This is a genomic window from Luteibacter jiangsuensis (assembly GCF_011742555.1).
Classification (GTDB): Bacteria; Pseudomonadota; Gammaproteobacteria; order Xanthomonadales; family Rhodanobacteraceae; genus Luteibacter; species Luteibacter jiangsuensis.
In genome coordinates, this window is record NZ_JAAQQR010000003.1 from 95,505 (window position 1) to 120,902 (window position 25,398).

The following is a 25,398-nucleotide window of genomic DNA, read 5'->3' on the forward strand; positions in this document are numbered from 1 at the left end:
CCACCGAACGGCCCGGTGGCTGAGCGTCCTGCCACAGACAGGACACTTGTCGCCCCTCGAATCGCCCGCCGGACTGGCTCGGCTCGTAGCTCAGTTTGCTTGCGGGGTCTGATCGCCTAACCTGAGGGGAAACAGGGGGAACAATGCGATGACCACCGAGGACATACTCAAGCGAGGAATCGACCTGGCCTGGTACACGTTGCTGGCGTACTGGCTATGGAATGCACGGGGCAACAAAGCGGCGATCCGCACCGAAGGCTGGGTGGTGCAGGCACTGCTGTACTGGATGCCGCTCGTGGTTGCCTTCCTCCTGCTGGGTCCGGGCGACTGGTTCGGTCACAGCTGGTTGCGCGAGGGCATCGTGCCGCATACGGTGCCGTTCTTTGCGCTGGCGTTCGTTCTGGTGGTGAGCGGCGTGGCACTGGCCTGTTGGTCGCGCTATCTGCTCGGGCGCAACTGGAGCAGCGTGGTGCAGGTCAAGCAGGAGCACGAGCTCGTGGAGGATGGCCCTTATCGCTACATCCGCCATCCGATCTACACGGGGCTATTGCTCGCTTTCGTCGGTAGTGCGGTGGCTGTCGGCGATGTGCGTGGCATCTTCGCTGTGCTGATCGTCTTCGTCTCGTTCTGGCGCAAGCTCAGGATGGAGGAACGCCTGCTGGAAAGCACCTTCGGTGACACCTATCGGCATTACCGGAGTCGCACGGCGGCACTCATTCCAGGGTTGCTCTGATCGTTCTGACGGAGACCCACCAGCTGCCGCGGCCCAGGTTACGCGGCGACCCCGAATGCTTGGGGGAAATTGCCGTCATTGTCGTCGCGAACACACCACGGTGGTGCAGCCTCCATGGCTACTGCCGCAGGTCCCCTGTGCATACCCTTGTTGCGACCGACACGCCGTCGCAGCACGGGCAAGGGGACACCCATGACATTCCGTACCATCGTCGCAGCCAGCCTTCTCGCGATTTCGTTGCCATCGTTCGCCGCCGACATCGCGTCCATCTCTCGTCTCGAAGCCGGCCCTGGCAATGTCTTGTTCGTCGCGGACTGGAAGACCGCCCGGATTCACGCGATCGAGCTTCCACCGGCAGCGCACAGGGCGGCGGGCGAGTCCTTCAATATCCTCGACCTCGAGTCGCTGCTGTCCCGGCAGCTCGGTGGCGCGCGGATCACGGTCGAGGACATGGCGACACGCCAGGGCACAGGCGAGGTGTACGTCGCCGTGAGCTATGGCCCGGCGAAGGCACCGGCGCTTTTCGCGGTTACCAGCGACGGCAAGGCTCGGCGCATCGACCTGAGGGCCGCTACCGAGACATCGATCGCATTGCGTGAAGCGCCGACGACGAACGCCGCGTTCTGGAAGGAAACTCCCGAGCGTAGCTTCACGGTCACGGATATGAAGTGGCGCGATGGCGAGCTCTTCGTGGCTGGTCTGTCCAACCAGGAGTTCGCGTCGACGCTCCGCCGCATCCGCTTTCCCTTTGCCGGCTCCGAATCCGTGACTTCGGTCGAGATCTTCCACGGCGGACATAACCTGGTAGAAACGCGTGCACCCGTGCGTGCCATGAGCTTTGCCAATCTGGGTGGACAGCCGTATCTCGTCGCGGCGTATACGTGCACGCCTCTGGTGCTGATTCCCCTGTCCGAGCTGAAGGACCACGCCCATATTCGCGGCAAGACGGTGGCGGAGCTTGGCTACGGCAACACCCCGGCGGACATGATCTCCTACTCCGTGACTGCAAACGGCAAGACGACCGATCTCCTGATGCTGGTCAACTTCAATCGCGTCTCGAACATCATTCCCATCTCTGAGCTGGAGGCCGCCAACGAGCGGCCGGGCATCGAGAAGCAGGTGCCGTTCGGCCAGATTGCCGGCTTGAACGTCATGCAGGCGCCGCTGGCGGGCGTGCTCCGCATCGACAACCTGGACGACCAGTCTTTCGTGATGATCCGGCGCGAGCTCGAGAAGGACCAGTTGCAGATGGTCTCCATGGGTAAAGACCTGAGCTTTCGCCTGACGGACCATGTGTCGGAGTACGCCTTCCCGGACTTCAGCTTTAAGGGCAAGGCGTTCCAGATCGAAAACATCAAGCCACGGCAGGACGTCCTGCTCAAGGCCGAAGGCTTCCCCGATCTGATCAAGTCAGCGGACTGAGCCATGCAGGCCCGGCGCATCCGACTCGCGATCAGCGTCGCCGCGATGGCCATGGTGGCTTTCGGCGCCACGGCGTCGACGCTACCTGCGGTCCAGCCGTCGGGATCGAGTGTTCCCGCCAACCTGCTACGAATCTCGCTCGTTTTCTCCAGGCCGATGGGGCGGTCCCTACTGCCGGAGATTACGCTACGCCACGCGGATGGGCGCCCCATCGATCAACCGTTTCTTCCGCAAGAGCTATGGTCGCCGGATGGTCGCGTACTGACGCTGCTTATGCACCCCGGGCGCGTGAAATCCGGCCTCGTGGCGCACGAGCAGCTCGGCCCCATCGTGTCTCCCGGCGACGACATCGTGCTTGCACTGCGCGGCCGGCCCCTGAAGGCCTGGCATGTCATCGAGGACGACACGCAGGGTCCGCGGGTTTCGAGCTGGCGCCTGTCGCACGTCCAGGCCGGATCCAGGCAACCTCTCGTCGTGACCCTTGACGCGCCCATCGACGGGCGGGACGCCGACCACGTCGCCGTGGCGGGTCCGGATGGTTCGCGGCTTGCGGGAATGGCGTCGCTGGGCATGGCCGAAGCCACCTGGGTGTTCACGCCGCGCGCCGCATGGCGCGCAGGCGACTACCGCGTCGTCGTGCGGGGAACGATCGAGGATGCCGCCGGCAACCGTCCCGACGATCCGTTCGAGGCAGAAGGCCTTTCCAAGCCACGTGTCGAACCCACCGATCTCTTCATCGCGTTTCAAGTCAACGCATCAACCGGGCAGCCCTAATTATGAAATGCCACTTCAATTCCCGAGCCATTCTTCTTGCTTCGTTGGCGGTCGCGACAGGTGTCCCGCTGATCGCCACGGATGCCCGCGCCGCCGCCCCACTTGCCGGCTCGCAGGCGCCTGGCTATTACCGCGTGATGGTCGGAGATATCGAAGTCACCGCGATTAGCGACGGGACGATCGACTTTCCTATGGATACCCTGCTGGTCGGTGAATCGCAGGTACGGATTCGCAGCGCTTATAAGGAGGCTTTTCAAAAGCTTCCCGCCGAGTCGTCGATGAACCAGTTTCTGGTCAACACCGGCACCAAGCTGGTGCTCGTCGATGCAGGCGCAGGCATTTACCTCGGACCCACTCTGGGCAACACCGTCGCCAACCTTCGTGCGGCAGGCTACACGCCGGAGCAAGTCGACGAGGTGGTCATTACCCATATGCACGCCGACCACATCGGTGGACTTGTCCATGATGGAAAGCGCGCGTTCCCGAATGCCGTGCTGCGCATTGCGAAAGCCGATCTCGCCTACTGGATGAACCCCGCGAATGAATCCGGCGCCCCTGAAGGCGTACGTCCGAGCTTCACCGCAGCCCAGGAGGCCATCCGCCCTTACATCGAAGCCGGCAAGCTCCAGCCATTCGAAGGGAGGACGGACATCGTTCCGGGTGTCACGGCCCTGCCTGCACCAGGACATACCGCAGGCCACACCTACTATGACATCGAGAGCCGCGGGGCGCGGCTGCTCGTCATGGGAGACGCGGTTCACTCGGCGGCCGTGCAGTTCCGCGATCCATCGGTGCGCATTGTCTGGGACAGCGACGACCACGCCGCAGAGAACGCACGGAAAAAACTCTTCGCCGAGGCGGCATCGAAAGGCTATCTGGTCGCCGGGGCGCACATCCCGTTTCCCGGCATCGGACACGTCACGAACGCCGGTGAGGCGGGGGAGTACGCCTTCGTTCCACTGACGTATTCCGTCAACCGCCGGCCCAATCCGCCGGTGTCATCGGGTGGCACGAAGTAGCCGACCATCCCTTACACAGAGGACGTCATCCTCAATGGGTGGCGCCTCGTTTACACAGGCACTCATCATGAACCGACTCAAAGGCAAGGTCGCCCTGATCACGGGTGGAAGCAGCGGCATTGGCTTGGCGACCGCGTCGCTATTTGCGCGCGAGGGAGCACAGGTCATTGTCACCGGCAGGCGCAAGGACATTCTCGATGAGGCAGTCCGTGCCATGGGTCATGGTGCCATCGGCATAAGCGGCGACGTTGCGGATGTCGAACATCACGCGGCCGTTGCAAATTCCGTTCGCGACCGATTCGGCGGACTGGATATCTACCTGGCGAACGCCGGCGTCCTTACGATCCGTCATTCGGCCGAAGTGAGCCCTGCCGAGTTCGACCATCAGTTTGGCGTCAATGCGCGGGGCGTGTTTTTTGGTGTGCAGGCAGCCATGCCGTTGCTACATGAAGCGGGCAGTATCATCGTGATCAGTTCGCTCGCGTCGGCCAAAGTCCTCGATGGCCATGCGGTATATGCAGGCGCAAAGGCGGCCGTCGAGGCCTTTGCCCGGAGCTGGGCCCTGGAACTGCGCGACAGACGTGTTCGCGTCAACACGCTGAGCCCGGGCCCGGTGGACACGTCTATCCTCGAAAAGCTGGGTGTCCCGGAGGCAGAACAGCCGGAGTTCATCCGGATGATGGCAAGCCGGATACCGGCGGGCCGTTTCGGTGAGGTCGATGAAATCGCTCACGCGGCACTTTTCCTTGCCTCCGACGAAAGCAGGTTCGTCAATGGCGCCGAACTTCGCGTGGACGGCGGGATGTACCTCACGTGACCGGCCTTCGCATATCCCTTTAAAGGTCGCTGGTCGGACAAGCCAGGAAGGTCGATTCGCCGTTGAGCTCGGCCGCCAGGCGGTCGACAAAATCCCTGACCATTCGTGGGATGTAGCGTGCGGTCGGAAAGACCGCATGCACAGGAAGTACAGTTGTCCGATAGTTTTCGAGCACTCTGACGAGACTGCCGTCACTCAGAGCATCGGCCAAGGCAAAGTCGGGGCCGTATACGATGCCGCCGCCCGTGATGGCTGTTGCGCGAAGCATGTCCATATTGTCGGCCTGCAGGCGTGCATCCGTGATTCCAGCGTGGCGTTCGCCGTCCGGCCCGATGAACGTCCAATCCCCCGTCGACAGGGCACCCTTGAAGGCGAGGCAGGCATGCCGGCTCAGTTCGGACGGCGTGGCTGGCACACCGTGTTCCTGAAGATAGCCGGGTGCGGCGCATGCGACCATGTGGCATGAGGCGAGCCGTCGCACCGTGAGGTTTTCGTCGAACAACTCGCCGATACGGATGGCTACATCGATGCCGGCTGCCAGCAGATCGACATGCCGGTCCGTGAGGCTCAGTTCCACGCGCATTCCCGGGTGTGCGGCGAGATAACGCGACACCGTGGAGCCGAGGTGGCGGTGGCCAAAGGTGACGGGGGCGGACACGCGCAGGGTGCCCCGGAGAGGCTGATTACGATCGGCCACCTCGCGGCTGGCGTCATCGAGTTCCGCGAGGATGGGTTTGCAACGCTCGACGTATCGCTGACCGGCCTCCGTTACCGATAGCTGCCGGGTGCTGCGCTGAAGAAGCCGCACGTTGAGATGGTCTTCCAGTGCGCGCAGGTGCCGGCCGGCCATGGCCGGCGATAACCCCAGCTGCCGCCCTGCCGCCGCAAGGCTGCCGCTTTCCACGGCACCAACGAACACGCGGATGGCGAGCAATTGATCCATGCCCCCATCATGTACCGAGCGTATCGATTGTCAATATTTTCCATCCATTCCGTACACCAATGATCGACGCCATGATTTCGGCAACGGCCACTGATGAACGAAGGAGTCGACTATGAAGATCCACACCAATGGGGTGTCGCTGAATGTCCGCGTGCAAGGTGACGGGGAGACTTCTCTCGTCTTTCTTCACTACTGGGGCGGATCGTCGCGCACGTGGCACCACGTGACGCATGCGCTTGCCGATCGTTTCCAGACGGTTGCCCTCGACCAGCGGGGCTGGGGCGATTCGGACGCAGGAGACGGAAATTTCCTCGTGGCCACCCTTGCAGACGACGTTGAGGGTGCCATCGATGCTCTCGCGCTCGAGCGCTATGTGCTGGTGGGACACTCCATGGGCGGGAAGGTAGCCCAGCTTCTCGCCTCGCGCCGTCCCAAGGGGCTTGCCGGGGTCGTACTGGTCGCACCCGGGTCGCCGGGTCCGTCGGTGTTCCCGCTCGAGCAGCGAACGATGATGACCCACGCCTACGAGACACGAGAATCGGTGGCTGCCACGGTCACCCAGGTCCTGACCGGGAAGGCACTGTCGACCTCAGATTTCGAGCAGGTCATCGACGATAGCCTCCGGGGCGCGCCGGAGGCCAAGGTCGCCTGGCCCATGGCCACGATGATGGAAGACATCCGCAGTGAAGTCGCCAACATCGGCGTGCCGGTACTCGTCGTCGGAGGCGAGTCGGACAAGGTGGATTCGGTGGAGCTTCTCTCCTCCCACGTCCTTCCTTTTCTTCGCGGTGCGACGCTGACCGTCTTGCCACAGACAGGGCACCTGTCGCCCCTCGAATCGCCTGACGAATTGGCTCAGCTCATCGCTCGGTTTGCCTGCGGAGCCGCAAACTCGGAATGGAGCAACGCCCGCTGAAAAGCACCTTGGGCTACACCTATCGGCACTGCCGCGGTCGCACGGTGGCGTCCATTCCAGGGCTACTCGGATCGTTCCGACAAAGACGCAACAGCCGCCGGCCTACCAACCGGCGGCTGTTGCGTGGCTAACACCGAAGCATCAGAAACGAACGCCCACGTCCACCGCGGCGAGATTCACACTGCCGCCGTAGCGGCGGTCGACCTGGAAGCGATCGAAGTTCACGCTCACGTCCATGTTCGGGCTGATTGCATAACCCACACCGACACCCGCGAAGGCGTCAATGCGATGCGTATTGCGCTCGTGGCGGGTCACGTTGGTACCGACCGTGTTGCTGCTCAGGCTGGACACCACGGTGGTGTCGGTGGTGAGCCGGGAGTGGGCACGGAAAGCACCCAGCTCGGCGGTGGCGAAGAAGTCGCCGCCGAAGGCCATGCGTGTGTTCGCGCCGACGAAAGGGCCGTCGAGGCGAAGCGTGCTACGCGCGGATACGGTGGCGTGCGGATGCATTGCCGCTGCGGCGCCCTGGCCGTTGGCGGGACCCGGCCCGGTGACGAGGTCCGGGCCATGATGGCCAGTGTTGCGCGAGGACACACCGCGCGCACGCGCGGAGCGCAGGTAGCCGCCTTCGGCGCCGAGCGAGAAGCTGTCGCTGAGGGCCCAGCGATAGCCGCCCTTGATGGCGAAGGCATTGACGGTGTGCTTCGACAGACCGCTGTTGGTGAAGTTGGCGCGGCCGGCGCCGAGATCGGCGAAGGCGCGACCGTCAGCCGCATGGCTCACGAAAGGCGCTGCCGACAGGGCGGCTACCAGCGCCGTGGAAACGAGAAGCTTGTTCAAGAAAATCTCCGGATACGAAGGTTCGGGGTTGGCCGGATCGGCCCAATGGCAGGTTAAGGAAGCGCCGAACCGTCATGGATGGGATTTGTCTCCTCTTCACCAGGAGCCGATATCGAACTTCCCGCGGCAGCCATGTGCGGCCCAGATGCCCTGTTCCGTGAATCCATAGCTATAGCCCTCTTCGCAACGTGCGTTGGACGTCTGCTCGACCAGGTGCGCGCCGGACCCTATCGGCCAACTGCAGAACACGCGGCGATTGTCGTTGCTGTCGCAGGAAACGATCTTCCCGTGCCTGGGCTCGGGACGTGACATGGGCTGGGTACCGCCGCCGATCGGCGGATACGGCTCATAGCCGCCGCCGCGGCGATGGGGACGGTTTCCCCAATGGTTATGCCGATCGTACGTGGCGTCGGCGAACGTGCCGCGGCAGCCGTCGGTCACCCAGATGCCCCGACTGCTGAGATCCCAGTTCTCGCCGCGAATACAGGGGGTTTTCGACTCCTGCTCCAACAGCCTGGCGTCACCCCACATGACACGACAGAACGAGCGCTGACCGTTCACGCTGCCGCAGCGGACCGTGTTCGGGTAATCCTGACCATGCGCCGTCGTCGACGTCAGGCTGAGCACGCCGATGAACGATACCGCCACCAGCCACCAGATATAGAACGCCGCCACCGCGGGCCGTTTATGGGTCTGCATATCGCGATCCTCGAAAGTGATAAGGAACGCGCAGAGGATCGTCCGGGCCTAGGCGACGATCCCAGGGGATTCGTCTCAGATGAGACTTTTCCGCCCGTTGCAGGAAGGACCGCCGCTTATCGTGGGGAGTTACTCCGTTAGACCCCCAAGGCCATGCGAAAAGACAACTACATCGCTGCCATGCTGCGCCTTATCCGATCGACCCCAATGAACGGAAAGGACCGGGACGCTCTCCTGAGCGAGTTCGAAACCCACGGATATGCGGCATCGTTCCCACCGGACGAGCCCCTTCCCGAGGTGTGCGCCGTATTGAATGCGACGATGCTTGCGCTCCTGGCGCGCGCCGAGCACCTTTACGGACGTGCACCGGCCGGAAGCCCCGCCTCAGTCATCGACCACCCCGGTACGGACCGCCTTCCGGTTGCACTGGACCGCAAGGATCCCCGTCACTACTGCGTGCTCGTCAACAGCCTCGCAAACACCTGGGAAGAAGCGTTCTATGTGCTCGCGCACGAGGTTGTCCACCTGCTGAATCCGGCGTCGTCGGAAAGCGACGCCGTGGCAACGCTGGAAGAAGGCGTCGCCATCGCTTTCGCGGAAACCGCGTATACCGAATACATCACGCCGTATACGGGGAGCGGCGCACAACGCTCGCCTCTCCGTGGCGAATACACCGCCTACATCGCCGCCTACGACGCCGCTGCGCTCATTACCGCGAGCACATTGGCCCGCGTGAGAGAAACGTTCGGGAGTTTTGCGCATGCCATGGACAAGGCAACGATGCAGCGCATCTGCGGCGATGAGATCACGGATAAACAGGCGCACTTGTTGACCGCGCCCTTCGAGTTCTGATCCGGATGAGACAAGTCACCTGTTGGCGCGGTGCCGCAATTTGAACAATACATCTACTCGCCGGACGAAAGACGCCTGCGAGGACGATGGAGGCGCAGGGGGGTTCCCGCCCGTCGCCTTCGGGCTGGCACAAGCCAAACACCATTCACTCAAACCAAGGTCTCTTTACCATGAATGCCAAGTTCCTCACCTCCACCATCGCCGTGGCCCTGCTGGGCGCCGCTTCGCTCTCGGCCAGCGCCGCCGGTGCCGCCACGCTGGCCCATCCGGACGGCACGCTGTCGATCTCGGGCGCCGTGTCCGACACCACCTGCGACCTCGGCGGCACGCCGGGTGCGAACGACATCAGCGTCTCCCTGGCAACGGCTCCCATCGCTTCGCTCGCGGCTGCGGGCAACACGTACGGCGACAAGGAGTTCGACATCAACCTGACCGGCTGCACCACGCCTGCTCAGGCCAAGGCTCCGACGGTTCGCTTCGACGCTTCGGGTGTGTCGGCGAACGGCAATATCAAGAACATTGCCAGTGGCGGCAATGCAGCGACCAACGTCGAACTGCGTCTTCTCGACGGTCAGAACGCGTGGGCCCCGTTGAACCTCGGCACGGACGATCCTGCCAACGGCCCGGCTCCCACCGGTGGTACGGGAACGCTGAAGTACAAGGTTCAGTACATCGCCACGGGTGCCGCCACGGCCGGCGACGTCCAGGGTCAGATCCCGTACGAAGTCATCTACAACTGATGAACCCCGGCATGGCTCCCCGAAGGGCGGGGAGCCAGCCGAATCCACAGCACGCAACGTCATTCGAGCAACCGTCTCTTCAAGGGGTAAACCATGAAACGCACGAACCGACTCCTGGCAGCCATCGCACTCACACTCGGTACCGTAGGTGCCGCCCATGCAGGTGTTGTCATCATGGGAACCCGTGCGGTTTATCCATCCGACGCCAAGGACATCACGATTCGCCTGACGAACAAGTACGACCGTCCCGCGCTGGTGCAGAATTGGATCGACAAGGGCGAAGCGAACGAGTCGCCCGACAATCTCAAGGTCCCATTTACCATCACGCCGCCAGTGGCGCGCATCGAAGCCGGAAAAGACCAGGCGCTGCGCGTGATCTTCACCGGCGACCGCAGCAAGCTGCCTTTGGATCGCGAGTCGGTGTTCTGGTTCAACATGCTCGACGTTCCGCCGAAGACCAAGACCGAAGGCAACTTCCTCAAGCTGGCCTTCCGCACCCGTATCAAGCTCTTCTATCGTCCCAGCGGTTTGCCGGGTTCGCAGTTGGACGCCGAGAAGGGAATCCGCTGGAGCCTCGTGCCGAAGGGCAACGGGTATATGCTCCATGGCGTAAACGATTCCCCGTATTTCGTCTCCTTCAACCACCTTGACGTTAAAGCAGGCGGAAGCACGTTCCCGGTGCAACTCGGTACGACCGGCATGGTGCCGCCGAAAGCGAGCGCGGACTTCCCTGTGGCCAGCGCTTCGGGAAACCTCTCCGGCGCCACCGTTTCCGGCGCTGCCGTGACCGACCTCGGCGCGTTCACCGACATCGAGCAGCCGATCGCGCGCTGACGCGCTGATGCGCGGCCCCGGCCGGGGGCCATGTCCCTTTCCCATTCACTCAGACGCGGCGGCAAACGCGCGCGGCGGATGAGTCATGCCCACATCCTGGATTCGCCATGTTCAACGCCGCACGCAAATCGACGAGCAACACCACGATGCCGCTGTCCGGCATGCGCGTGAAGATGTGTGCCGCGGCCCTCGTCGCGGCCCTCTGGGGTGGCCCGGTATACGCGGAGGCACCTGCCGCCGCGGCCGCCTCTCCCTCCGAAGTGGACTTCGATTCGTCCTTCCTCATGGGCGGCGGAACTGGCATGGACGTGTCCCGTTTCGATAAGGGCAACGTGGTATTGCCGGGCGAATACAGCGTGGACGTGGTGGTGAAGGACGGCTGGTCCGGGCATCGCAATGTCACCTTCAAGGCGCCGAACCCCCATGCCAACGCTGAGCCGTGCTTCGACAGGAACACGCTCACGTTGTTCGGTGTGGACCTGGCTCGAGTGCAAGCGGAGGCACGCAAAAGCGGCCATGCCGTGCCGGCGCCGTCGGATACGCTTGAGTGCGGCACCATTGCCACGTACGTGCCGGGTGCGAGTACCAGTTTCGATGCCGGCGAACAGCGGCTCGACATCAGCGTGCCGCAGATCTACCTGCTCCGCAACGCGAAAGACAGCGTGGACCCGTCGCTGTGGCAGCACGGCATCGATGCCGGCCTGCTCAACTACGATTTCAGCAGCTACAGCTCGCGCGTCGGCGGCATGCGGGACGATAGTGCCTTCGTCGGCCTCACGGCGGGCGTGAACGTAGGCGGCTGGCGCTTCCGCCACCAGGGCAATCTGCAGTGGTCCAACCGTGGCGGCAGCCAATATGTTTCCGGCCTGGCTTATGCGCAGCACGACCTCACCCGCTGGAAGGCCCAGCTCACGGTTGGCGACACCGCCACGGACGGCAGCATGTTCGATGCGGTGCCCATTCGCGGCGCCAGCATCACGTCCGATCCCCGTATGCTTCCGAACCGCGACAACGTGTTCGCACCGATGGTGCGCGGCGTGGCCGACAGCAATGCGCAGGTCACCGTGCGTCAGCATGGTCAGGTGATCTACCAGACCAGCGTGCCGGCCGGTCCGTTCGAGCTTTCGGATGTGAATCCGATCAGCAACGGTGGCGACCTCGATGTGTCCATCAAGGAAGCCGACGGCCGCCAGCACGGTTTCACGGTGCCGTACTCGGTGGCGCCGGGCATGCTTACGCCTGGCACCCAGCGCTTCAGCCTTGCGGCGGGTACCGCGAACCTCACGAACCTGCACCGACGCGTGCCGATGTTCCAGGCCACGCTCCAGCGCGGCCTGTCCAATCGCCTGACGGCCTACGCGGGCCTCACGGGTGCCTCCGGCTATGCGGCGGCCGTGGCCGGCGCTGCGCTGAATACGCACCTCGGCGCCTTCAATGCCGACGTGACGGTGGCGCACCTGCACCTGCCTGGCGGCCCGACGGAGCAGGGCCACAGCATTCGACTGGCCTATTCCAAGGGCCTCAATGATCTGGGTACCAACCTGTCGCTCGCCGCCTACCGGTATTCGAGCAGTGGTTACCACTCGCTCAGCGATGCGGTGACACTGCGCGGCAATTGGGCGCATGGCGCTGGCAGCGATACGTTCCAGCCCGCGCATGAACGCAACGAATTCCGCGTGAGCCTCAGCCAGCGTATTGGCGAGCGCGGTTCACTGTATCTCCAGGGTTCCTCCACGCAGTACTGGCACGGCGATTCGCAAGTGACCTTCAGCGCGGGCTACAGTGCGCAGATCCGCTCGGTGAGCTACGGCGTGACGCTGCAGCGCACCCGGGTCACGCGCGATACCGCTGCGTTCGGCCGCCTGCCGGGTCCGCCGCCGCTCACCGCGATGCCGCGCCATCCGATGGACACGCAAATCATGTTCAACGTGAGCATGCCGCTGGGTTCCATGGGCAGTGCGCCGATCCTCTCCACCAGCTACACCCGAAACACGAACGGTCTGGCGAATGCCCAGGCCCAGCTTACCGGCACCGCCGGCGCCGCTCGCGCCATCAATTACGGTGTCGCCGTCAGCCAGGCTCGCGGCCGGGACAGCCGTAGCAACAGCGCCCGGGCCTACGCCGGCTACACAGGCAGCAAGGGCATGGTGATGGCGAACGCATCGACGGGAAGCGGCGCCACGCAGTTCGGCTTGAATGCCTCCGGTGGCCTCTTGGCCCATTCGGGTGGTATCACTCTATCGCAGTCGCTGGGCGAAGCCGTGGCCATTATCCATGCGCCGGGCGCTGCCGGTGCGAAGGTCGAGCAGGGTTCCAACGTCCGGGTGGATCGTCACGGTTACGCGGTGGTGCCGTACCTCACGCCGTATCGCAACAACACGGTGAACCTCGATCCGAGCGGTATGTCGCTCTCGGCAGAACTGAAGCAGACCAGCCAGATCGTCGCGCCACGCGCTGGCTCGGTGGTCCGCCTCGAATACAAGACGGTAACCGGGCGCAGCGCCATCATCGATGCAACGCAGCCGAACGGCGCGCCTCTGCCCTTCGGTGCCGACGTTACCGACGCAAGCGGCCAGTCGGTGGGTGCCGTGGGTCAGGGCAGCCAGGTGCTCGTGCGCGGCGTGCCCGACGCTGGCCAACTCGACGTGCGCTGGGGCAGTGCGCCCACCGACGCCTGCTCGCTGGAATACAGCATCGCGCCGGACAGTGGCGACGCCTATGCCCAGGCCTCAGGCACGTGCGTCGCGCCGAAGGCCGCGGCTTCCCAGACAAATCCCGCTCCGGTCGCCCAGGCGGATTGAGACCATAGCGGCACTACCGAGGCATACCGATATGAAGACGCTCTTCAAGGCCGTACCGCTGCTCTGCTGTCTCGCACTCTCAGGTGTGAGTGGGCAGGCTCGAGCCGATGCGCCGACCGAGGTCGATTTCAAGTTCTCGTTCAAGCTTGTGCCGCCGACGTGCAACATCGTCAAGCTGGACTCCCAGACCGTCGTTCTGGCCGATGTCCCTGCTTCGATGGCACAAGGGGCTGCCGGGGCGTGGGCCGACGCAAGAGTGTTTCTGCAGACGTGCGACGGCCGCATTGGCCAGTTGCAGTTCGAGTTCGACGGCGCACCTTCACCCGCGAATGCGGACGACTTCCGCCTGGGGACTCAGGATGCCCTCGCGCTCGAGATGCACGTGGGACAGAACGGCAGCGGCGAGCGGGTAAAACCCAACGTTCCCCTCACGCCTGTCAACTGGCAGAGCCAAATGCAGAACCAGTGGTACTACTTCAGTGCCCGTGCCGTTCACGCTGGTGCACAACCATTGACAGCAGAAAGCGCTGCGTCGACGACGCTGACCGTCAAGGTCAGCTATCTGTGAACGGGGAAAGGTCATGAACTGGATGAAGCCAACCGTGTTTGCTGCGGCAATCATTGCGCTCGCCGCGTCAGCCGCCACGCCGGCCCGGGCGACGCAGGCCCAACCGCTGCTCAGCGGCACATGGACGTTCACCACCAACGTCATTGCGCCCACCTGCGATTTCAGAACCTCACAGACCACCATGACCTTGCCACGGGTGGAAGCCAACGACTTGCGTGCGGCGCACGTCGACCAGATGGTGAGCGCCAGCAATACGGCTTCCGTCATTGTCGACCAGTGCCAGAACGCCGCCAGTATCGAGGTGGCCTTCGCGGGCACCTCCGATGCATCGACGCCCACACTGTTCAAGAACACAGCGGCCAGCCCCGCCACCGGCGTCGGCGTGTATCTGCAGGACAAGGACACCGGGACGCGTGTCGCCGCGAACGGAAACGGCGGCCAGCCGACCATCGTGAAGCCGGTAGCCGGTACGGGAGGCGCCGCGGGTGCCACGTTCAACCTCGTCGCCGGCTATGCGCGAACCGGGGCCGGCAGCGTCGGCCCCGGCGATGTGCAGACCGCCATCGATTTCCAGCTGACTTACAAGTAATCCTGCGTCGGAAGACCAACACAATGTCCGAGGCCATACCGGCACGTGCCACCGACGCAACCGCAGGGCCTGAAGAAGGCCAGCTACGGCGCGTGCTCACGGCACGCCATCTCGTGACGCTCGGGGTGGGCGCCGTCATCGGCGCCGGCATCTTCGTGGTCACCGGCCAGGCGGCAGCCGTGCACGCAGGGCCGGCCCTGGTCATCAGCTTCGTCATCGCGGGTATCGCTTGCGCTCTTGCCGCGCTGTGCTACGCAGAGTTCGCTGCGGTGCTTCCCGTCTCGGGCAGTGCCTATTCCTACGCGTATGCCACGCTTGGCGAATACACGGCCTGGTTCGTCGGATGGAACCTGGTGCTCGAATACCTCTTCGCCGCCTCCGCCGTGGCAGCGGGCTGGTCGGGGTATTTCAACGACGCCCTTCGCATGATCGGCCGCTCGCTTGGTGTGAACCTGCAGCTTCCGGGCGTCCTGGCAGAAGCACCCATCGATATAGTGGGCGGTCAATTCCACATGACCGGCGCGGTGGTCAACCTGCCGGCGGCGATCATCATCGGCCTGCTGTCCTCGCTTTGCTACCGCGGCATCACGCGCTCGGCATTCGCCAATGCGGTCATCGTGGCGCTGAAGGTTACCGTTATTGCCTTGTTCGTCGTATTCGCCGCGAAAGCCATCAATATCGCCAACTGGCATCCATTCATCCCTCCGTCGGAGGGCGCGGGACACTTCGGATGGGGCGGGGTGTTCCGCGGCGCCACCATCGTCTTCATGTCGTATATCGGATTCGACGCGGTCTCGACGGCCGCGGGCGAGGCGCGGAACCCGCAGCGCGACATGCCCATCGGCATCCTCGGTTCACTCGCGATCTGCACCGTGCTGTACATCGTTGTATCGCTGGTACTCACGGGCATTGCGCCTTTTCGCCTGCTGAACACGGCCGAACCCGTTGCCACGGCGCTGTCCCTCCATCCCAGTCTTGCCTGGCTGGAGGACATTGTCGTCGTGGGCGCCATCTGCGGTCTGGCCTCGGTGATTCTCGTGCTTCTGCTCGGCTTGCCGCGCGTCCTGCTGGCCATGGCGAAGGACGGGCTCTTGCCCCGCCGCCTCGGCCACGTGCACGTGCGTTTCGGTACGCCCTCCACCGGCACGGCAGCAGTGGGCGTGGTGGCGGCGGCGATCGCGGCGCTGTTCCCTATCGGTATGTTGTCGGAACTCGTGTCGATGGGCACACTGTTGGCGTTTGCCACGGTCTGCATCGGCGTGCTGGTACTGCGCTACACGAAGCCCTCGTTGGAACGCGGCTTTCGTGTGCCGTGCGTGTGGGTCACATCAGTAGGCGGAGCTGCGGCCTGCCTCTATCTCTTCTGGCAGGCCTTCGAGTCGCACTGGCAACTGATGATCGCCTGGGCGGCGATCGGGCAGGCGATCTACTTCGCTTACGGCTATCGCCACAGCGTGCGTCGTCGCTTAGCGCAATGAGGTCGCTTCGAGCGGCCCCGGCGGTGGAAGCGTGATCTTGCAGCTCTCCGGCAGCCGTTCCAGATGTGCCGTGGAACGCTCATAGCCTGCGCAGTGGCTGTGCCGCACTTCGAACTGTTGTTCCATCATGCAGGCAAAAACGAGAAAGAAAGCGAGCGCAAGAGCGATGAGCGGCAAGAGGTCGGCAAGGCGGCGCATGGGGTGCCTCCAGGCAGTGAAATCAGTGGATGCGGCGCCCGGCGATCCAGCGGCGCGTGTCGGAGAAGCTCATCGGCCGTGCCACGGCAAATCCCTGGATCACGGTGTTCGCAGGGCAGCAGGCGTGAGCCCAGGCCAGATCGTCGGGTGCTTCCACGCCTTCCAGCACCGTTCTGAGACCGAGACGCTGACCGACGTGCATCAGCCGCGCAAGTCGGCGCGCGCGGGTGCCGCACTGCGACACGCCGTGCACCAGTTCGCGTGCGATCTTCCATTCGTCGATGGGCAGGCGGCGCACGCGGCGCATGGTCGAAGCCTGTGTGCCGAAATCGTCGATAGCGATGCGTACCCCGGCCTCGCGCAGGCGTTCGAGTGCCCGCACCAATCGGCGTTCGGAGCCGTGGTACGGCGTTTCGAGCAGTTCCAGGGTGAGACTTCCATCGCCGGCGGTGCCGGCGAGCTCGTGCGTGAGCCAGGCGACGAAGCCCGGGTCGGCAATCACGTCGGGCGGCGCATTGACCGAAACATTGAGGGGGCGGCCGACCGCCGTCTGCCACGCAATCAGGGCCAGGGCACGCACGCACATGCGACGGGTAAGCGTCGCTGCGCCGCGCTCCCTGCCTACTCGCGGCAGGAACTGGTCCGGCGTGAGCAAGTCGCCGTTGGGACGTTCCCAGCGGGCGAGTGCTTCCGCGCCGTCCACCGTGCCGTCCAGGCGCTGCTGCGGCTGGAAGTAAGCGATGGGCGTGCCTGACAGTTCAAAGGGATGATCGGTGGACATGCGGGCCAGCCGTATTTGGTTGGCCTTAGCGTAGGGAGGGGCGCCGCCGCGATCGCCGGGACTTGTCTCATCCTCTTCGCATGGAAGGCGGCAGATGCCCGGCACAGCCGCTCACCAGGTAATACACCTCCATGTCGAATCCTGGCTGGTAGATCAGAGATGCACGGATGACACCGCGCTGCTTGAGGCGACTGATGATGTTCATCGCGCGCAGGTGCGTCATGGCGCACTCGCGGGCGAGTTCCAGGGATGTCGAAGCACTATCGAGCCGTCGAATGCGTTCCAGCAGACAATACACGTCCTGGCGCCGTTCGGCACCGTCGGGGTCGCTCGCGCTGTCGGGATGGTTCGACATGTGTCCTCTGCTTGGCGAGTCGACGTCCGTGGGTTGCATGAGCCCATCGTAACGAGCGCTGCTTGCATTCGCCGGGCGACATGTCTCATGTTTGTGCCACACCGGCAAAGGAGATCCACATGCTTCACATGAATCGGTTTGGTGTCCTGCTTGGCATGACCATCGCCTTCGCCATGCCCTGTTTTGCCGACCAGGCAACGTCTGCCGACGCGTTGCCACCCGCGGTAAAGAAGCGGGTGGAGGCGTCCATCGCCAAGCTTCGGCACCCGGAAGAGCGCGCACTGGCACATGATTGGTCGCCGGCCAAACAGGTGGCGGAGACGCTTTGCTCGCCGTTTGCGCTCAAGCAGTGGAAGAAAATGGACCCTACCGCCGACCGCATGGTGCTGGGCGACGACGGCGAGAAGTCTCTCGAATTGAAGGACGGTGGTTCCATTGCGGGGCATGGACAGGTGCGACACAAGGACGGCTGGACGTCGTTCCGCTTCACGTGCACGGTCGATGCGCGTGACGGTTCCGTGAAATCGTTCCAGCACACCGACGAGAACAAGTGAGACAAGTCTCATCATTCTCGCGATTTCTTGCCTCGCGCCAGCCAGGGGTGGTCTCCTGCACATGTCAGGTCCGCCATGCGCGTTACCCGTACCGGCGGGAAGCCGGCACAGCGCTACCGGGTATCCCCCCCCCGGTGCAGCCCTGGACAGATACCCCCTGTCCGCTGGCCTAACCTGGCATGGGGCCGCCTTCACAGGCGGCCCTTTTTTTGCCTTGGTGACAGCGGTCGAAGAATCTCAATATCCTTGGGCCGGATATGGGAGCTCAAGGCAGAGGGCGATGATGAACGAGTACGCCGTACCGAAAGTCTTTCTCGCGGACGATCATCCAATCATCCGCTATGGAGTGCGCATGGCCCTTGAGGCGCAGGGCGCCGCGAAGGTGATAGGCGAGGCCGGTTCCGCGAATGAGTTGCTGGAACTCCTGCGCCAGTCCAGATGCGACATCATCGTCACCGACTTCTCGATGCCCGACGATCAGGGCCGCGACGGTCTCTCGCTGATCGAGCGGTTGCGCAGGCTCTACCCCGACATTCCAGTGGTCGTCATCACGGCCTTGCGCAACGCGGGTTTGCTCGCATCGCTGATGCGCCAGGGTGTAGCCGGTCTGGTCGAAAAGGAAGGCGACGTCGGAGAGCTGGGACTGGCCCTCCAAGCGGCCTCCAAGGGCCGCGAATTCGTGAGTCGCAACCTGCGCACGCTTCTCCTCGAGAACGAGGTGGCCATGAAGGGCAAGGACACCCCGAAGCTAACCGATGCGGAAATCGAAGTGCTGCGCCTGTTTGCGTACGACGGGCTCACCTCACAGCAGATATCGGAACGGCTCAACCGCTCGCGCAAGACCATCAGCCGGCACAAGCGCAGTGCCCAGGCCAAGCTCGGCCTGAACACCAACCAGGAACTACTCGACTATTGCCGACAGGTGGATCTCAAGGGCTAACCCTTGAGGAACGCATTCACGGCGGCTTCGAGTTCCGCCAGGGCTTCTTCGTGACCGCGTTCCTCGCTCGCGGCATCCTCGAAGCCTTCCGCGGCGTCGATAATGCTTTCGAGCTTGAACCATCGCGCCGCGCCGAGAATGCGGTGTGCCGCGGCGGCTGCATCCGTCAGGTTGTCGTGCGCGTAGGTCTCGCGGAGCTTGCGCATGTCATCTACGAAGCCCTCTCGCAGGCGCGCCAATAGCGCCGGCATCTGCTCGGCAGGAATGCCCGGTGGTATGTGCACCGGCGGCGCGTCGGTCGTGGACGGCGTGCTCTGAGCTTTGTCCGAACCCGGACCCACGGCTCGCTTGAGCAGGGAGGACAGCTGCTCGAGTTCGACCGGCTTGATCAGCACTTCGTCGACACCCGCCTCCATGCATTCGGTCTTCTGCGTATCGGTGGCGTTGGCCGTGAGCGCTACGAGGTAAGCACGCGGGGCGCCCCCGGCTTCGCGAGCCCGGATGCGGCGGATCAATTCCACGCCGTCCATCACCGGCATGGCGCAGTCGGTGATCACCAGAGGGAAGTGGCCCTTGTCGAGCGCCTTCAACGCTTCCTGCCCATTTCCGGCAAGCTCGCAGTCCGTCACGTGCAACGCCGCCAATTGTCGCAGCAGCAGTTCCTGGTTGATCGGTTGGTCTTCCACCACGAGTACCCGGCCGGGGAACGCCATACCCTTGGCGCCGTCATTCACGTCCGACGAAAGGCTGTCAAGCGCGGGGCCGTCCGAATCCTCAGCGTCGGCCACGCGCAAGGCGGCCACGATCTCGGCCCAGCGTAGCGGGTTGATGCTCAAACGGTGGTCCCCACCCTGCATGCCGAGCATCGGCGCTTCCACATCCCGGCTTACCTCGAACACGACGAGCGGGCGTTCGATGAGCGGTAGTGCGAGCCGCGTTTCGCGGAACACCAACAGGGGCTCCTCGCTGGCCTTCACGAGATCCGCCGACGTAACGATGCGCACGTTCAGCGCTTTCAGGTACTCGGCCAGGGCGCGCTGGGCCGCCTGATCGCCGATGGAAAGCCATGCCTCCCGTGCCCGCTTCGACCGCGTGGTATCGCGGATCACCGGCAGTGCGATCTCCACCACGACCTCGGTGCCTTCGCCGGGGCGGCTGTGCAACGTCACCGTGCCGTCCATCGCCTCGGCAAGCTGGCGGCAGATGGCCAGCCCCAGACCCGTACCGCCGAAGCGGCGCGAGGTCGACGCGTCGGCTTGGCTGAAGGGCACGAAGAGGTGGTCCTGGTCTTCCTGGGCAATGCCGATCCCGGTGTCGCGCACCTTCAGGCGCAGGCGCTGGGAGCCGCCCTTTGTCTCGTCCCCTTCCACCGCGATCGACACCCCACCGCTCTCGGTGAACTTGAGTGCGTTGCTCACGAGGTTCAGCAGCACCTGGCTTACGCGGTGCTGGTCGCCCACGTGGCGCATGGCCACCTCGGAGCGTACCTCCACGTCGAAACGCAGGCCTTTGCGATGCATCTCGGGCGCGAAGAGCCCGGACACTTCGTCCACCAGCTCGCGCATGGCGAAGGGGATAGCCTCCAGCGCAAGATCGCCGCGCTGGTTCTTGGAAAAATCGAGAATATCGTTGAGGATGCGCATCAGCGTACCGGCCGAACCGCGCGCCATGTCGAGCAGGTGCTGCTGGTCGGCTGACAGCGCCGAGCGGTTCATGAGGTCGAGCACCCCGATCATGCCGCTCATCGGTGTGCGTATCTCATGGCTCATCGTGGCGAGGAAGGTGTCCTTCACTCGCGAGGCTTCTTCCGCCGCATGCTTGGCGGCGGCGAGCGATTCGGCCTGTCGCTTCGCGTAGGTCACATCGATGAGGTAACCGCTGAGGATGTGCGCCGATCCGGTATCGGGCCGCGACACCGCTTCCAGTCGCACCCACGCCTCGTCGCCGTCGGCTCGGCGCAGCGGAAACTCCAGCTCGCGCATGCTCTGGCCGCGCACGGCTTCGAGCAGCGCGCGTTCCACACGGCGCCAGTCGGCCGGTGGCACCCTTTCGAGGAAAAGCCGTGGCTCTTCCACCAGTTGCTCCGGCGATAGGCCCACCAATGCGCGTGCGTGCTCGCTCACGAAGATCGGCGTGAAGCCCCAGTGTGGCGTGAAGCGCAGCTGGAAGGTCACAGCCGGCAACATCTTGGTCAATTCCTCGAGCTGGAGCTTGAGCTCCATCTCGCGCCGCTCGATGTTGCGCAGCTCGGTGAGGTCGATGGAGGCGCCGAGCACGGCACGAGGTGTCTTGTCGTCGGCGTAGCAAAGGCGAAGCCAGTACATGGCGTCGCGCGTCTCGCCGCGGCTCGACACGTATTGCAACGAGCCATGGGCCGGTTCGCCGGTGGCGATCACCTGCTCGCTGAGCTGGTTGAATCGGTCCGCGCCTTCCTTTGCCACATGGGAGGCCTGCAGGCTGGTCTTGCCCAGGAGGTCCACGGCACGGACGCCCACCGTTTCCTCGTAGGCCGGATTGATCGCCACATAGCGGTTGTCCAGGTCCTTGACGAAGATCGGAATGGGCACCGTGTTCATCAGCATCTGCTGGAACTGCCATTGGTAGCGCAGCTCGCGCTCCGTCCAGCGCCGCTGCCGCACTTCGCGCCGCAGGAAGAAGATGATGACGCCCAGCACCGCGATGAATGCCAAGGTGACGATCGCCACCGGCACGATCACGTGCCAGAGCGTACGCGCCGGCAGCTTGTACTGCACGCGGGTGGAGAGCCAGGTGTTCTGAATTCGCTCGTGGTCGTCCTGCGACACGGCCTGGAGCACACGATCGATAAGCGGCAGCAGATCGGCGTATTGGGACGAGACGGCAAAATGCAGCGACTCGCTGTACCCGGTGGGCGCAGCGACCCGCAGCACCCCGGGGTAGTTCCTGCGAATAAGGGTTTCCACCACGCCGAGGTTGCCGATGTACGCGTAAACGGAACCGTGTGCCACGCGCGCGAGGCCATCCTCGGCGGATGTCGCGGTAATGAACTGCACGTTCTGCGTTTCCGGCTCGAAACCGACGTCGCTGCCTTCGATCACCGCCACGCGCGACCCAGTGAGGTTGCCGATACCGTCTACGTAGGGCGCTTCCTGCCGCGTGACGATCACCGAAGGATATTCGTTGTACTGACGGCTCAGGAGGAACCCGGATCCCAATGCGGTGTTCTGAGTGACCGACGCGAGCAAGTCCACCCGGCCCTGGTTGGCGAGCTTGAGGGTCTCCGGCCACGTGGCACTCGGCACGCGCTCCACCTTCAGGCCGAGCGAGGTGGTGATGTAGCGCAGATAGTCACCGGAGATACCGCTCGGATGACCATCGGCGTCGACGAAGGCGAACGGCTGCCAGTCGGGCGCGATCCCCAGGCGCAACGTCGGCAGCGAGGCCAGGTACGCCTTCTCGTCGTCCGTCAGCGGGATCTTGAGATCGAAACGTTCGTCGAACGCTTCCGCGTGCGGGTCGGATTCGACGGGCGTTGCGTGCAGAAGCGGCGTCGCCAAGGCGAGGAAGAGGGCAACCAGGCAAGGCACGATGACGCGCAGAGCGGGGGCCCTCACCCAGGACGACATGGTTCCCGAACTCATGGACACCCCCTGTTCGATGTATCGCTGCAGGCTACAAGAGCTTGATTCGCACAGGCAACCCGGCAATGGAACGGTTCGGGTTTCATAGGAGATGAGCGATGGTCCGGGAAACCCGAGCGATCCTCCACGGGATTTGTCTCAGGCGTACCTGATGCAGTTCGACACTGCGAGACAAATCCCATCGGAAGGAAGCGCCTGCTTCGTCAAGATGGCTCCCATCCAGGAAACGGCGATTCGCCGCGGGAGCCCATCACCATGCGCAACACATGCATTACTCTTCGAATCTTCGCCTCGCTATTCCTGCTGGCGTGCGCTTTCGCGTCGTCGCACGCAACAGCGGCGACGACGTGCGACGCGGCGCCGTCCTCGAAGGGCTCGGATACCGGCACGTCGATCACGAGCTCCCGTCGAAGCTTCGGCGCGAGAGAGGTCATCACGCCGAATCTCGTCAACTTGAATTGGCTGCGTAGCGGCAACGGATCCACCGTCGTGACCGGAGGATTTCAATCGTGCTCTGAAGGCGGGGAAGACACAGGAACGTTGCAACTGGCGATAAACGGCACGCCGGATGGGCTTACGCTGATCGGAAATTCGCCTGCCATCACGTTCGACATCGGAAACCCCGACTATCTGGTAGCGATCGCCATCGAGGCGAGCAGTCAAGGCCGATCGGGCGGCTGGCAGTGGCTGAACAATCAATCGTTGACGTTTACCGCACCCCGCATCAATGCAGGCGGCAGCATGGTCTTCAACACCCGCGCGATCCTTGTATCCAGTCACGCCCTGTCCCCGCCCGTCGACTTCCCATCCAGCGCAGATATCGGGATCACAATAAGCGGTACGGCCACCTACGGTGGCACCACCGTGCCCCTGTCGTCAGGGCCGCTCAAGATGCAACCGGTGACATTCGTGCCAGTTACCTGCGATTGGTCGCCTTCCGACACGGATGTGTCGTTCGGTGACATAAATATCCTCGGTCTCGAGACACAGCCAGTGACGAAGCCCTTCAACATTGCGGCGAACGGCTGCAACGCGGAGAGCGTGAAAGTCAGCTTCAGCGCCGTTCCAAACATGGAAGACCCTACCCTGTTCGAAACATCCGACGAGCACCTCGGTCTGTATATCCAGGATGACAACGGCACCATCGTGGCGCCCGGCAACACCCGCACCTGGCCGGTCAATAGCAGCATCAGCCATACGTTCACCGCGACGCTGAAGAAAACAGGCACCGCACCGCTCACGCCGACGGATAGTGGAACGGCACAGATAAAGATGCTGATCGATTATCCCTGAAGTCCGCCGCGTTCGCCGCGGTGTCAGAACGACAGTGCGCCACACATGAACACACCTGGCGAACTGCTGCCACGGCCGTCGGCCAGGCAACGGAAGGAAAAGTCCACACGCCGGGTTTCGATCTCAATCATGAGACAAATCGAATCGTATCGGCGCCCGCGACCGGATGTAATTCAACTGCTTTGGTCTTACTGAGGCAATCAATCAACCAATCAATGGAGTCTGCAAAGTGGAAATCAACAAGTCAAAGCGTCGCTTCGACAGCCAGAAGGGTTTCACCCTGATCGAGGCCCTCGTCGTGATGATCGTGGGTATCGTGATCCTGGCCGCGGCGGCCGCCGGCATCGGCAAGCTGTTCCGTACGTCGGAAATATCGACCGAAGCGGCGAACATCACCCAGATGGCGGCCAACCTGCGGTCGCTGAAGAACGGTGCGAATGGCTACACGGGCCTCGATACGAAGCTCGCAGTCCAGTACAAGGCCGTGCCCGCCAACATGTCGCAGACCAGCGCTGGCGTGGTCAAGAACAGCTGGAACGGCGACGTGACCATCGGTGAGACGACGACTCACCAGGAATACACCATCGAGTACGCGAACGTTCCGGACGACGCCTGCATGCAGTTGGTGCAGAAGCTCGCCAATGCCGGTTGGTCGAAGGTCGAGGCAGGCGGCAAGACGCTCACTCCGACCTCGTCGCTGTCCGACATCCAGGCCGGCTGCACCGACCCCACGGCCAACGCCATCACCTTCACCTCCGCCAACTGATCCCGCGGACCGACGGCGCGGGCAGTCATGTCCGCGCCGCTCCCGGGTCCTTTACGAAGAGCCTTTCCATGATCTCCAGCCCGACGACATCGCCATGGTGGACCACCGCCTTCGCAGGGTTCGTGGGTCTGTGCGTGGGAAGCTTCCTAAACGTGGTCATCCATCGGCTTCCGCCGCTGCTGTTTGCCCGCGCTGCCGATGAAACGGTTACCGAAGGGCTCTGTTTCTCGCGATCGCGGTGCAATGCGTGCCGCACCGCTATCGCAGCACGCGACAACATTCCGCTGCTCAGCTACGTGTTACTTCGGGGGCGTTGTCGTCGGTGTCATGCGCGGATTTCCCTGCGTTACCCCATCGTCGAAGGATCGGTAGCGCTGCTTTTCGGTTACCTCGCTGCCGCGAAGGGCCTGAGCTACACGACCGTCGGGCTGGGGGCGCTGTTCGCCTGCCTCGTCGTCCTGGCGGCCATCGACCTGGACCACATGTTGCTGCCGGACGTCATCACGCTTCCGCTGCTGGCAGCAGGTTTGGCATTCAATGCGGGCCCGGGCCTGGTGGCCTTCCCGGCCGCGGCCGTCGGTGCGGCGATGGGACTGCTATTCCTGTGGGCCGTGGCGCTGGTGGCGAAACGGCTGGCCGGCCGTGAAGCCCTCGGCTTTGGCGATGCGAAGTTGCTGGCAGCCGTGGGCGCGTGGCTCGGCTTCGCGTGCATCGTGCCGACGGTGCTCATCGCCATCGTCGTTACATCCGCAGCCATGCTGGGTGCACGCTCCTGCCCGCGTCTGCGTCACACGTCGCCCATGCCATTCGGACCCGGCCTCGCCCTCGGCGCCGTCCTGGTGGCGCTCTACACATGAGACATGACT

General features: G+C 63.7%; 25 protein-coding genes. 18 read left to right on the forward strand and 7 right to left on the reverse strand.

Annotated features, from left to right (window positions below; all coding sequences use genetic code 11):
* The first annotated feature begins 148 nt into the window (after positions 1-148).
* The 5 genes from HBF26_RS07265 to HBF26_RS07285 all read left to right on the forward strand — a co-directional run bounded on the left by HBF26_RS07265 (position 149) and on the right by HBF26_RS07285 (position 4,765).
* Positions 149-733, forward strand: a complete 585-nt coding sequence (locus HBF26_RS07265; protein WP_167124582.1) for a methyltransferase family protein — start codon at positions 149-151, stop codon at positions 731-733.
* Positions 734-1,033: 300 nt separating this feature from the next.
* Positions 1,034-2,155 carry a hypothetical protein gene (locus tag HBF26_RS07270; RefSeq protein ID WP_205287601.1) on the forward strand — a complete coding sequence of 374 codons (1,122 nt, stop codon included), beginning with the start codon at positions 1,034-1,036 and terminating at the stop codon, positions 2,153-2,155.
* A 288-nt stretch (positions 2,156-2,443) separates the two neighbouring features.
* Positions 2,444-2,929: an Ig-like domain-containing domain gene (locus HBF26_RS07275; protein WP_167124586.1), complete on the forward strand. Its 486-nt coding sequence runs from the start codon at positions 2,444-2,446 to the stop codon at positions 2,927-2,929.
* Between the two features lie 2 nt (positions 2,930-2,931).
* A complete protein-coding gene (locus HBF26_RS07280; protein ID WP_167124588.1) occupies positions 2,932-3,948 on the forward strand; it encodes an MBL fold metallo-hydrolase in 1,017 nt (338 codons plus the stop codon).
* A 67-nt stretch (positions 3,949-4,015) separates the two neighbouring features.
* The gene (locus tag HBF26_RS07285; RefSeq protein WP_167124590.1) at positions 4,016-4,765 is read left to right on the forward strand and encodes an SDR family NAD(P)-dependent oxidoreductase; all 750 of its coding nucleotides are present in this window, start codon (positions 4,016-4,018) and stop codon (positions 4,763-4,765) included.
* Positions 4,766-4,784: 19 nt separating this feature from the next.
* Here the strand turns inward: HBF26_RS07285 and HBF26_RS07290 are convergent, their stop codons facing one another.
* Positions 4,785-5,708, reverse strand: coding sequence for a LysR family transcriptional regulator (locus HBF26_RS07290; RefSeq protein WP_167124592.1), 924 nt, complete (start codon positions 5,706-5,708; stop codon positions 4,785-4,787).
* A gap of 112 nt (positions 5,709-5,820) precedes the next feature.
* Between HBF26_RS07290 and HBF26_RS07295 the strand changes: the two genes are divergently transcribed.
* A complete protein-coding gene (locus HBF26_RS07295) occupies positions 5,821-6,624 on the forward strand; it encodes an alpha/beta fold hydrolase (protein WP_167124594.1) in 804 nt (267 codons plus the stop codon).
* Positions 6,625-6,765: 141 nt separating this feature from the next.
* On the opposite strand, the gene HBF26_RS07300 is transcribed toward HBF26_RS07295, so the two are convergent.
* Both HBF26_RS07300 and HBF26_RS07305 read right to left on the reverse strand, forming a co-directional pair.
* Positions 6,766-7,464, reverse strand: coding sequence for an outer membrane beta-barrel protein (locus HBF26_RS07300; RefSeq protein WP_167124596.1), 699 nt, complete (start codon positions 7,462-7,464; stop codon positions 6,766-6,768).
* 96 nt (positions 7,465-7,560) lie between these two features.
* Positions 7,561-8,163 carry a DUF3011 domain-containing protein gene (locus tag HBF26_RS07305; RefSeq protein ID WP_167124598.1) on the reverse strand — a complete coding sequence of 201 codons (603 nt, stop codon included), beginning with the start codon at positions 8,161-8,163 and terminating at the stop codon, positions 7,561-7,563.
* Positions 8,164-8,370: 207 nt separating this feature from the next.
* Here HBF26_RS07305 and HBF26_RS07310 point away from each other — a divergent pair, with 207 nt between their 5' ends.
* The 7 genes from HBF26_RS07310 to HBF26_RS07340 all read left to right on the forward strand — a co-directional run bounded on the left by HBF26_RS07310 (position 8,371) and on the right by HBF26_RS07340 (position 16,025).
* Positions 8,371-9,015: a hypothetical protein gene (locus tag HBF26_RS07310; protein ID WP_167124600.1), complete on the forward strand. Its 645-nt coding sequence runs from the start codon at positions 8,371-8,373 to the stop codon at positions 9,013-9,015.
* A 170-nt stretch (positions 9,016-9,185) separates the two neighbouring features.
* The gene (locus HBF26_RS07315) at positions 9,186-9,755 is read left to right on the forward strand and encodes a fimbrial protein (protein ID WP_167124602.1); all 570 of its coding nucleotides are present in this window, start codon (positions 9,186-9,188) and stop codon (positions 9,753-9,755) included.
* A 93-nt stretch (positions 9,756-9,848) separates the two neighbouring features.
* Positions 9,849-10,589, forward strand: a complete 741-nt coding sequence (locus HBF26_RS07320) for a fimbria/pilus periplasmic chaperone (RefSeq protein WP_167124605.1) — start codon at positions 9,849-9,851, stop codon at positions 10,587-10,589.
* A gap of 107 nt (positions 10,590-10,696) precedes the next feature.
* On the forward strand, positions 10,697-13,390 hold the full coding sequence (locus HBF26_RS07325; protein ID WP_167124607.1) for a fimbria/pilus outer membrane usher protein: 2,694 nt from the start codon (positions 10,697-10,699) through the stop codon (positions 13,388-13,390).
* Between the two features lie 31 nt (positions 13,391-13,421).
* Positions 13,422-13,958, forward strand: a complete 537-nt coding sequence (locus HBF26_RS07330; protein WP_167124609.1) for a fimbrial protein — start codon at positions 13,422-13,424, stop codon at positions 13,956-13,958.
* Between the two features lie 13 nt (positions 13,959-13,971).
* Positions 13,972-14,547 carry a fimbrial protein gene (locus HBF26_RS07335; RefSeq protein ID WP_167124611.1) on the forward strand — a complete coding sequence of 192 codons (576 nt, stop codon included), beginning with the start codon at positions 13,972-13,974 and terminating at the stop codon, positions 14,545-14,547.
* A 23-nt stretch (positions 14,548-14,570) separates the two neighbouring features.
* Positions 14,571-16,025: an APC family permease gene (locus tag HBF26_RS07340; protein ID WP_167124613.1), complete on the forward strand. Its 1,455-nt coding sequence runs from the start codon at positions 14,571-14,573 to the stop codon at positions 16,023-16,025.
* On the opposite strand, the gene HBF26_RS07345 is transcribed toward HBF26_RS07340, so the two are convergent.
* From HBF26_RS07345 to HBF26_RS07355, 3 genes are all read right to left on the reverse strand, one after another.
* Positions 16,014-16,223: a hypothetical protein gene (locus HBF26_RS07345; protein WP_167029422.1), complete on the reverse strand. Its 210-nt coding sequence runs from the start codon at positions 16,221-16,223 to the stop codon at positions 16,014-16,016. The two genes, HBF26_RS07340 and HBF26_RS07345, sit on opposite strands and share 12 nt — an antisense overlap.
* 22 nt (positions 16,224-16,245) lie before the next feature.
* Positions 16,246-17,004 carry an EAL domain-containing protein gene (locus tag HBF26_RS07350; RefSeq protein ID WP_167124615.1) on the reverse strand — a complete coding sequence of 253 codons (759 nt, stop codon included), beginning with the start codon at positions 17,002-17,004 and terminating at the stop codon, positions 16,246-16,248.
* Positions 17,005-17,071: 67 nt separating this feature from the next.
* Positions 17,072-17,359, reverse strand: coding sequence for a hypothetical protein (locus tag HBF26_RS07355; protein ID WP_167029416.1), 288 nt, complete (start codon positions 17,357-17,359; stop codon positions 17,072-17,074).
* Between the two features lie 119 nt (positions 17,360-17,478).
* On the opposite strand from HBF26_RS07355, the gene HBF26_RS07360 reads away from it, so the two are divergent.
* Both HBF26_RS07360 and HBF26_RS07365 read left to right on the forward strand, forming a co-directional pair.
* Positions 17,479-17,913 carry a hypothetical protein gene (locus HBF26_RS07360; RefSeq protein ID WP_167029412.1) on the forward strand — a complete coding sequence of 145 codons (435 nt, stop codon included), beginning with the start codon at positions 17,479-17,481 and terminating at the stop codon, positions 17,911-17,913.
* A gap of 280 nt (positions 17,914-18,193) precedes the next feature.
* The gene (locus tag HBF26_RS07365; RefSeq protein ID WP_167029409.1) at positions 18,194-18,853 is read left to right on the forward strand and encodes a response regulator; all 660 of its coding nucleotides are present in this window, start codon (positions 18,194-18,196) and stop codon (positions 18,851-18,853) included.
* Here HBF26_RS07365 and HBF26_RS07370 read toward each other — a convergent pair.
* The gene (locus HBF26_RS07370; RefSeq protein ID WP_167124617.1) at positions 18,850-22,473 is read right to left on the reverse strand and encodes an ATP-binding protein; all 3,624 of its coding nucleotides are present in this window, start codon (positions 22,471-22,473) and stop codon (positions 18,850-18,852) included. The genes HBF26_RS07365 and HBF26_RS07370 overlap by 4 nt on opposite strands.
* Positions 22,474-22,728: 255 nt before the next feature.
* Between HBF26_RS07370 and HBF26_RS07375 the strand changes: the two genes are divergently transcribed.
* The 3 genes from HBF26_RS07375 (at position 22,729) to HBF26_RS07385 (ending at position 25,389) form a co-directional block, all read left to right on the forward strand.
* Positions 22,729-23,766, forward strand: a complete 1,038-nt coding sequence (locus HBF26_RS07375) for a fimbrial protein (RefSeq protein ID WP_167029403.1) — start codon at positions 22,729-22,731, stop codon at positions 23,764-23,766.
* 229 nt (positions 23,767-23,995) lie between these two features.
* Complete coding sequence (locus tag HBF26_RS07380) at positions 23,996-24,532, forward strand: type 4 pilus major pilin (RefSeq protein ID WP_205287602.1); 537 nt, start codon at positions 23,996-23,998, stop codon at positions 24,530-24,532.
* A 68-nt stretch (positions 24,533-24,600) separates the two neighbouring features.
* Complete coding sequence (locus HBF26_RS07385; protein WP_167124619.1) at positions 24,601-25,389, forward strand: prepilin peptidase; 789 nt, start codon at positions 24,601-24,603, stop codon at positions 25,387-25,389.
* Positions 25,390-25,398 lie beyond the last annotated feature (9 nt).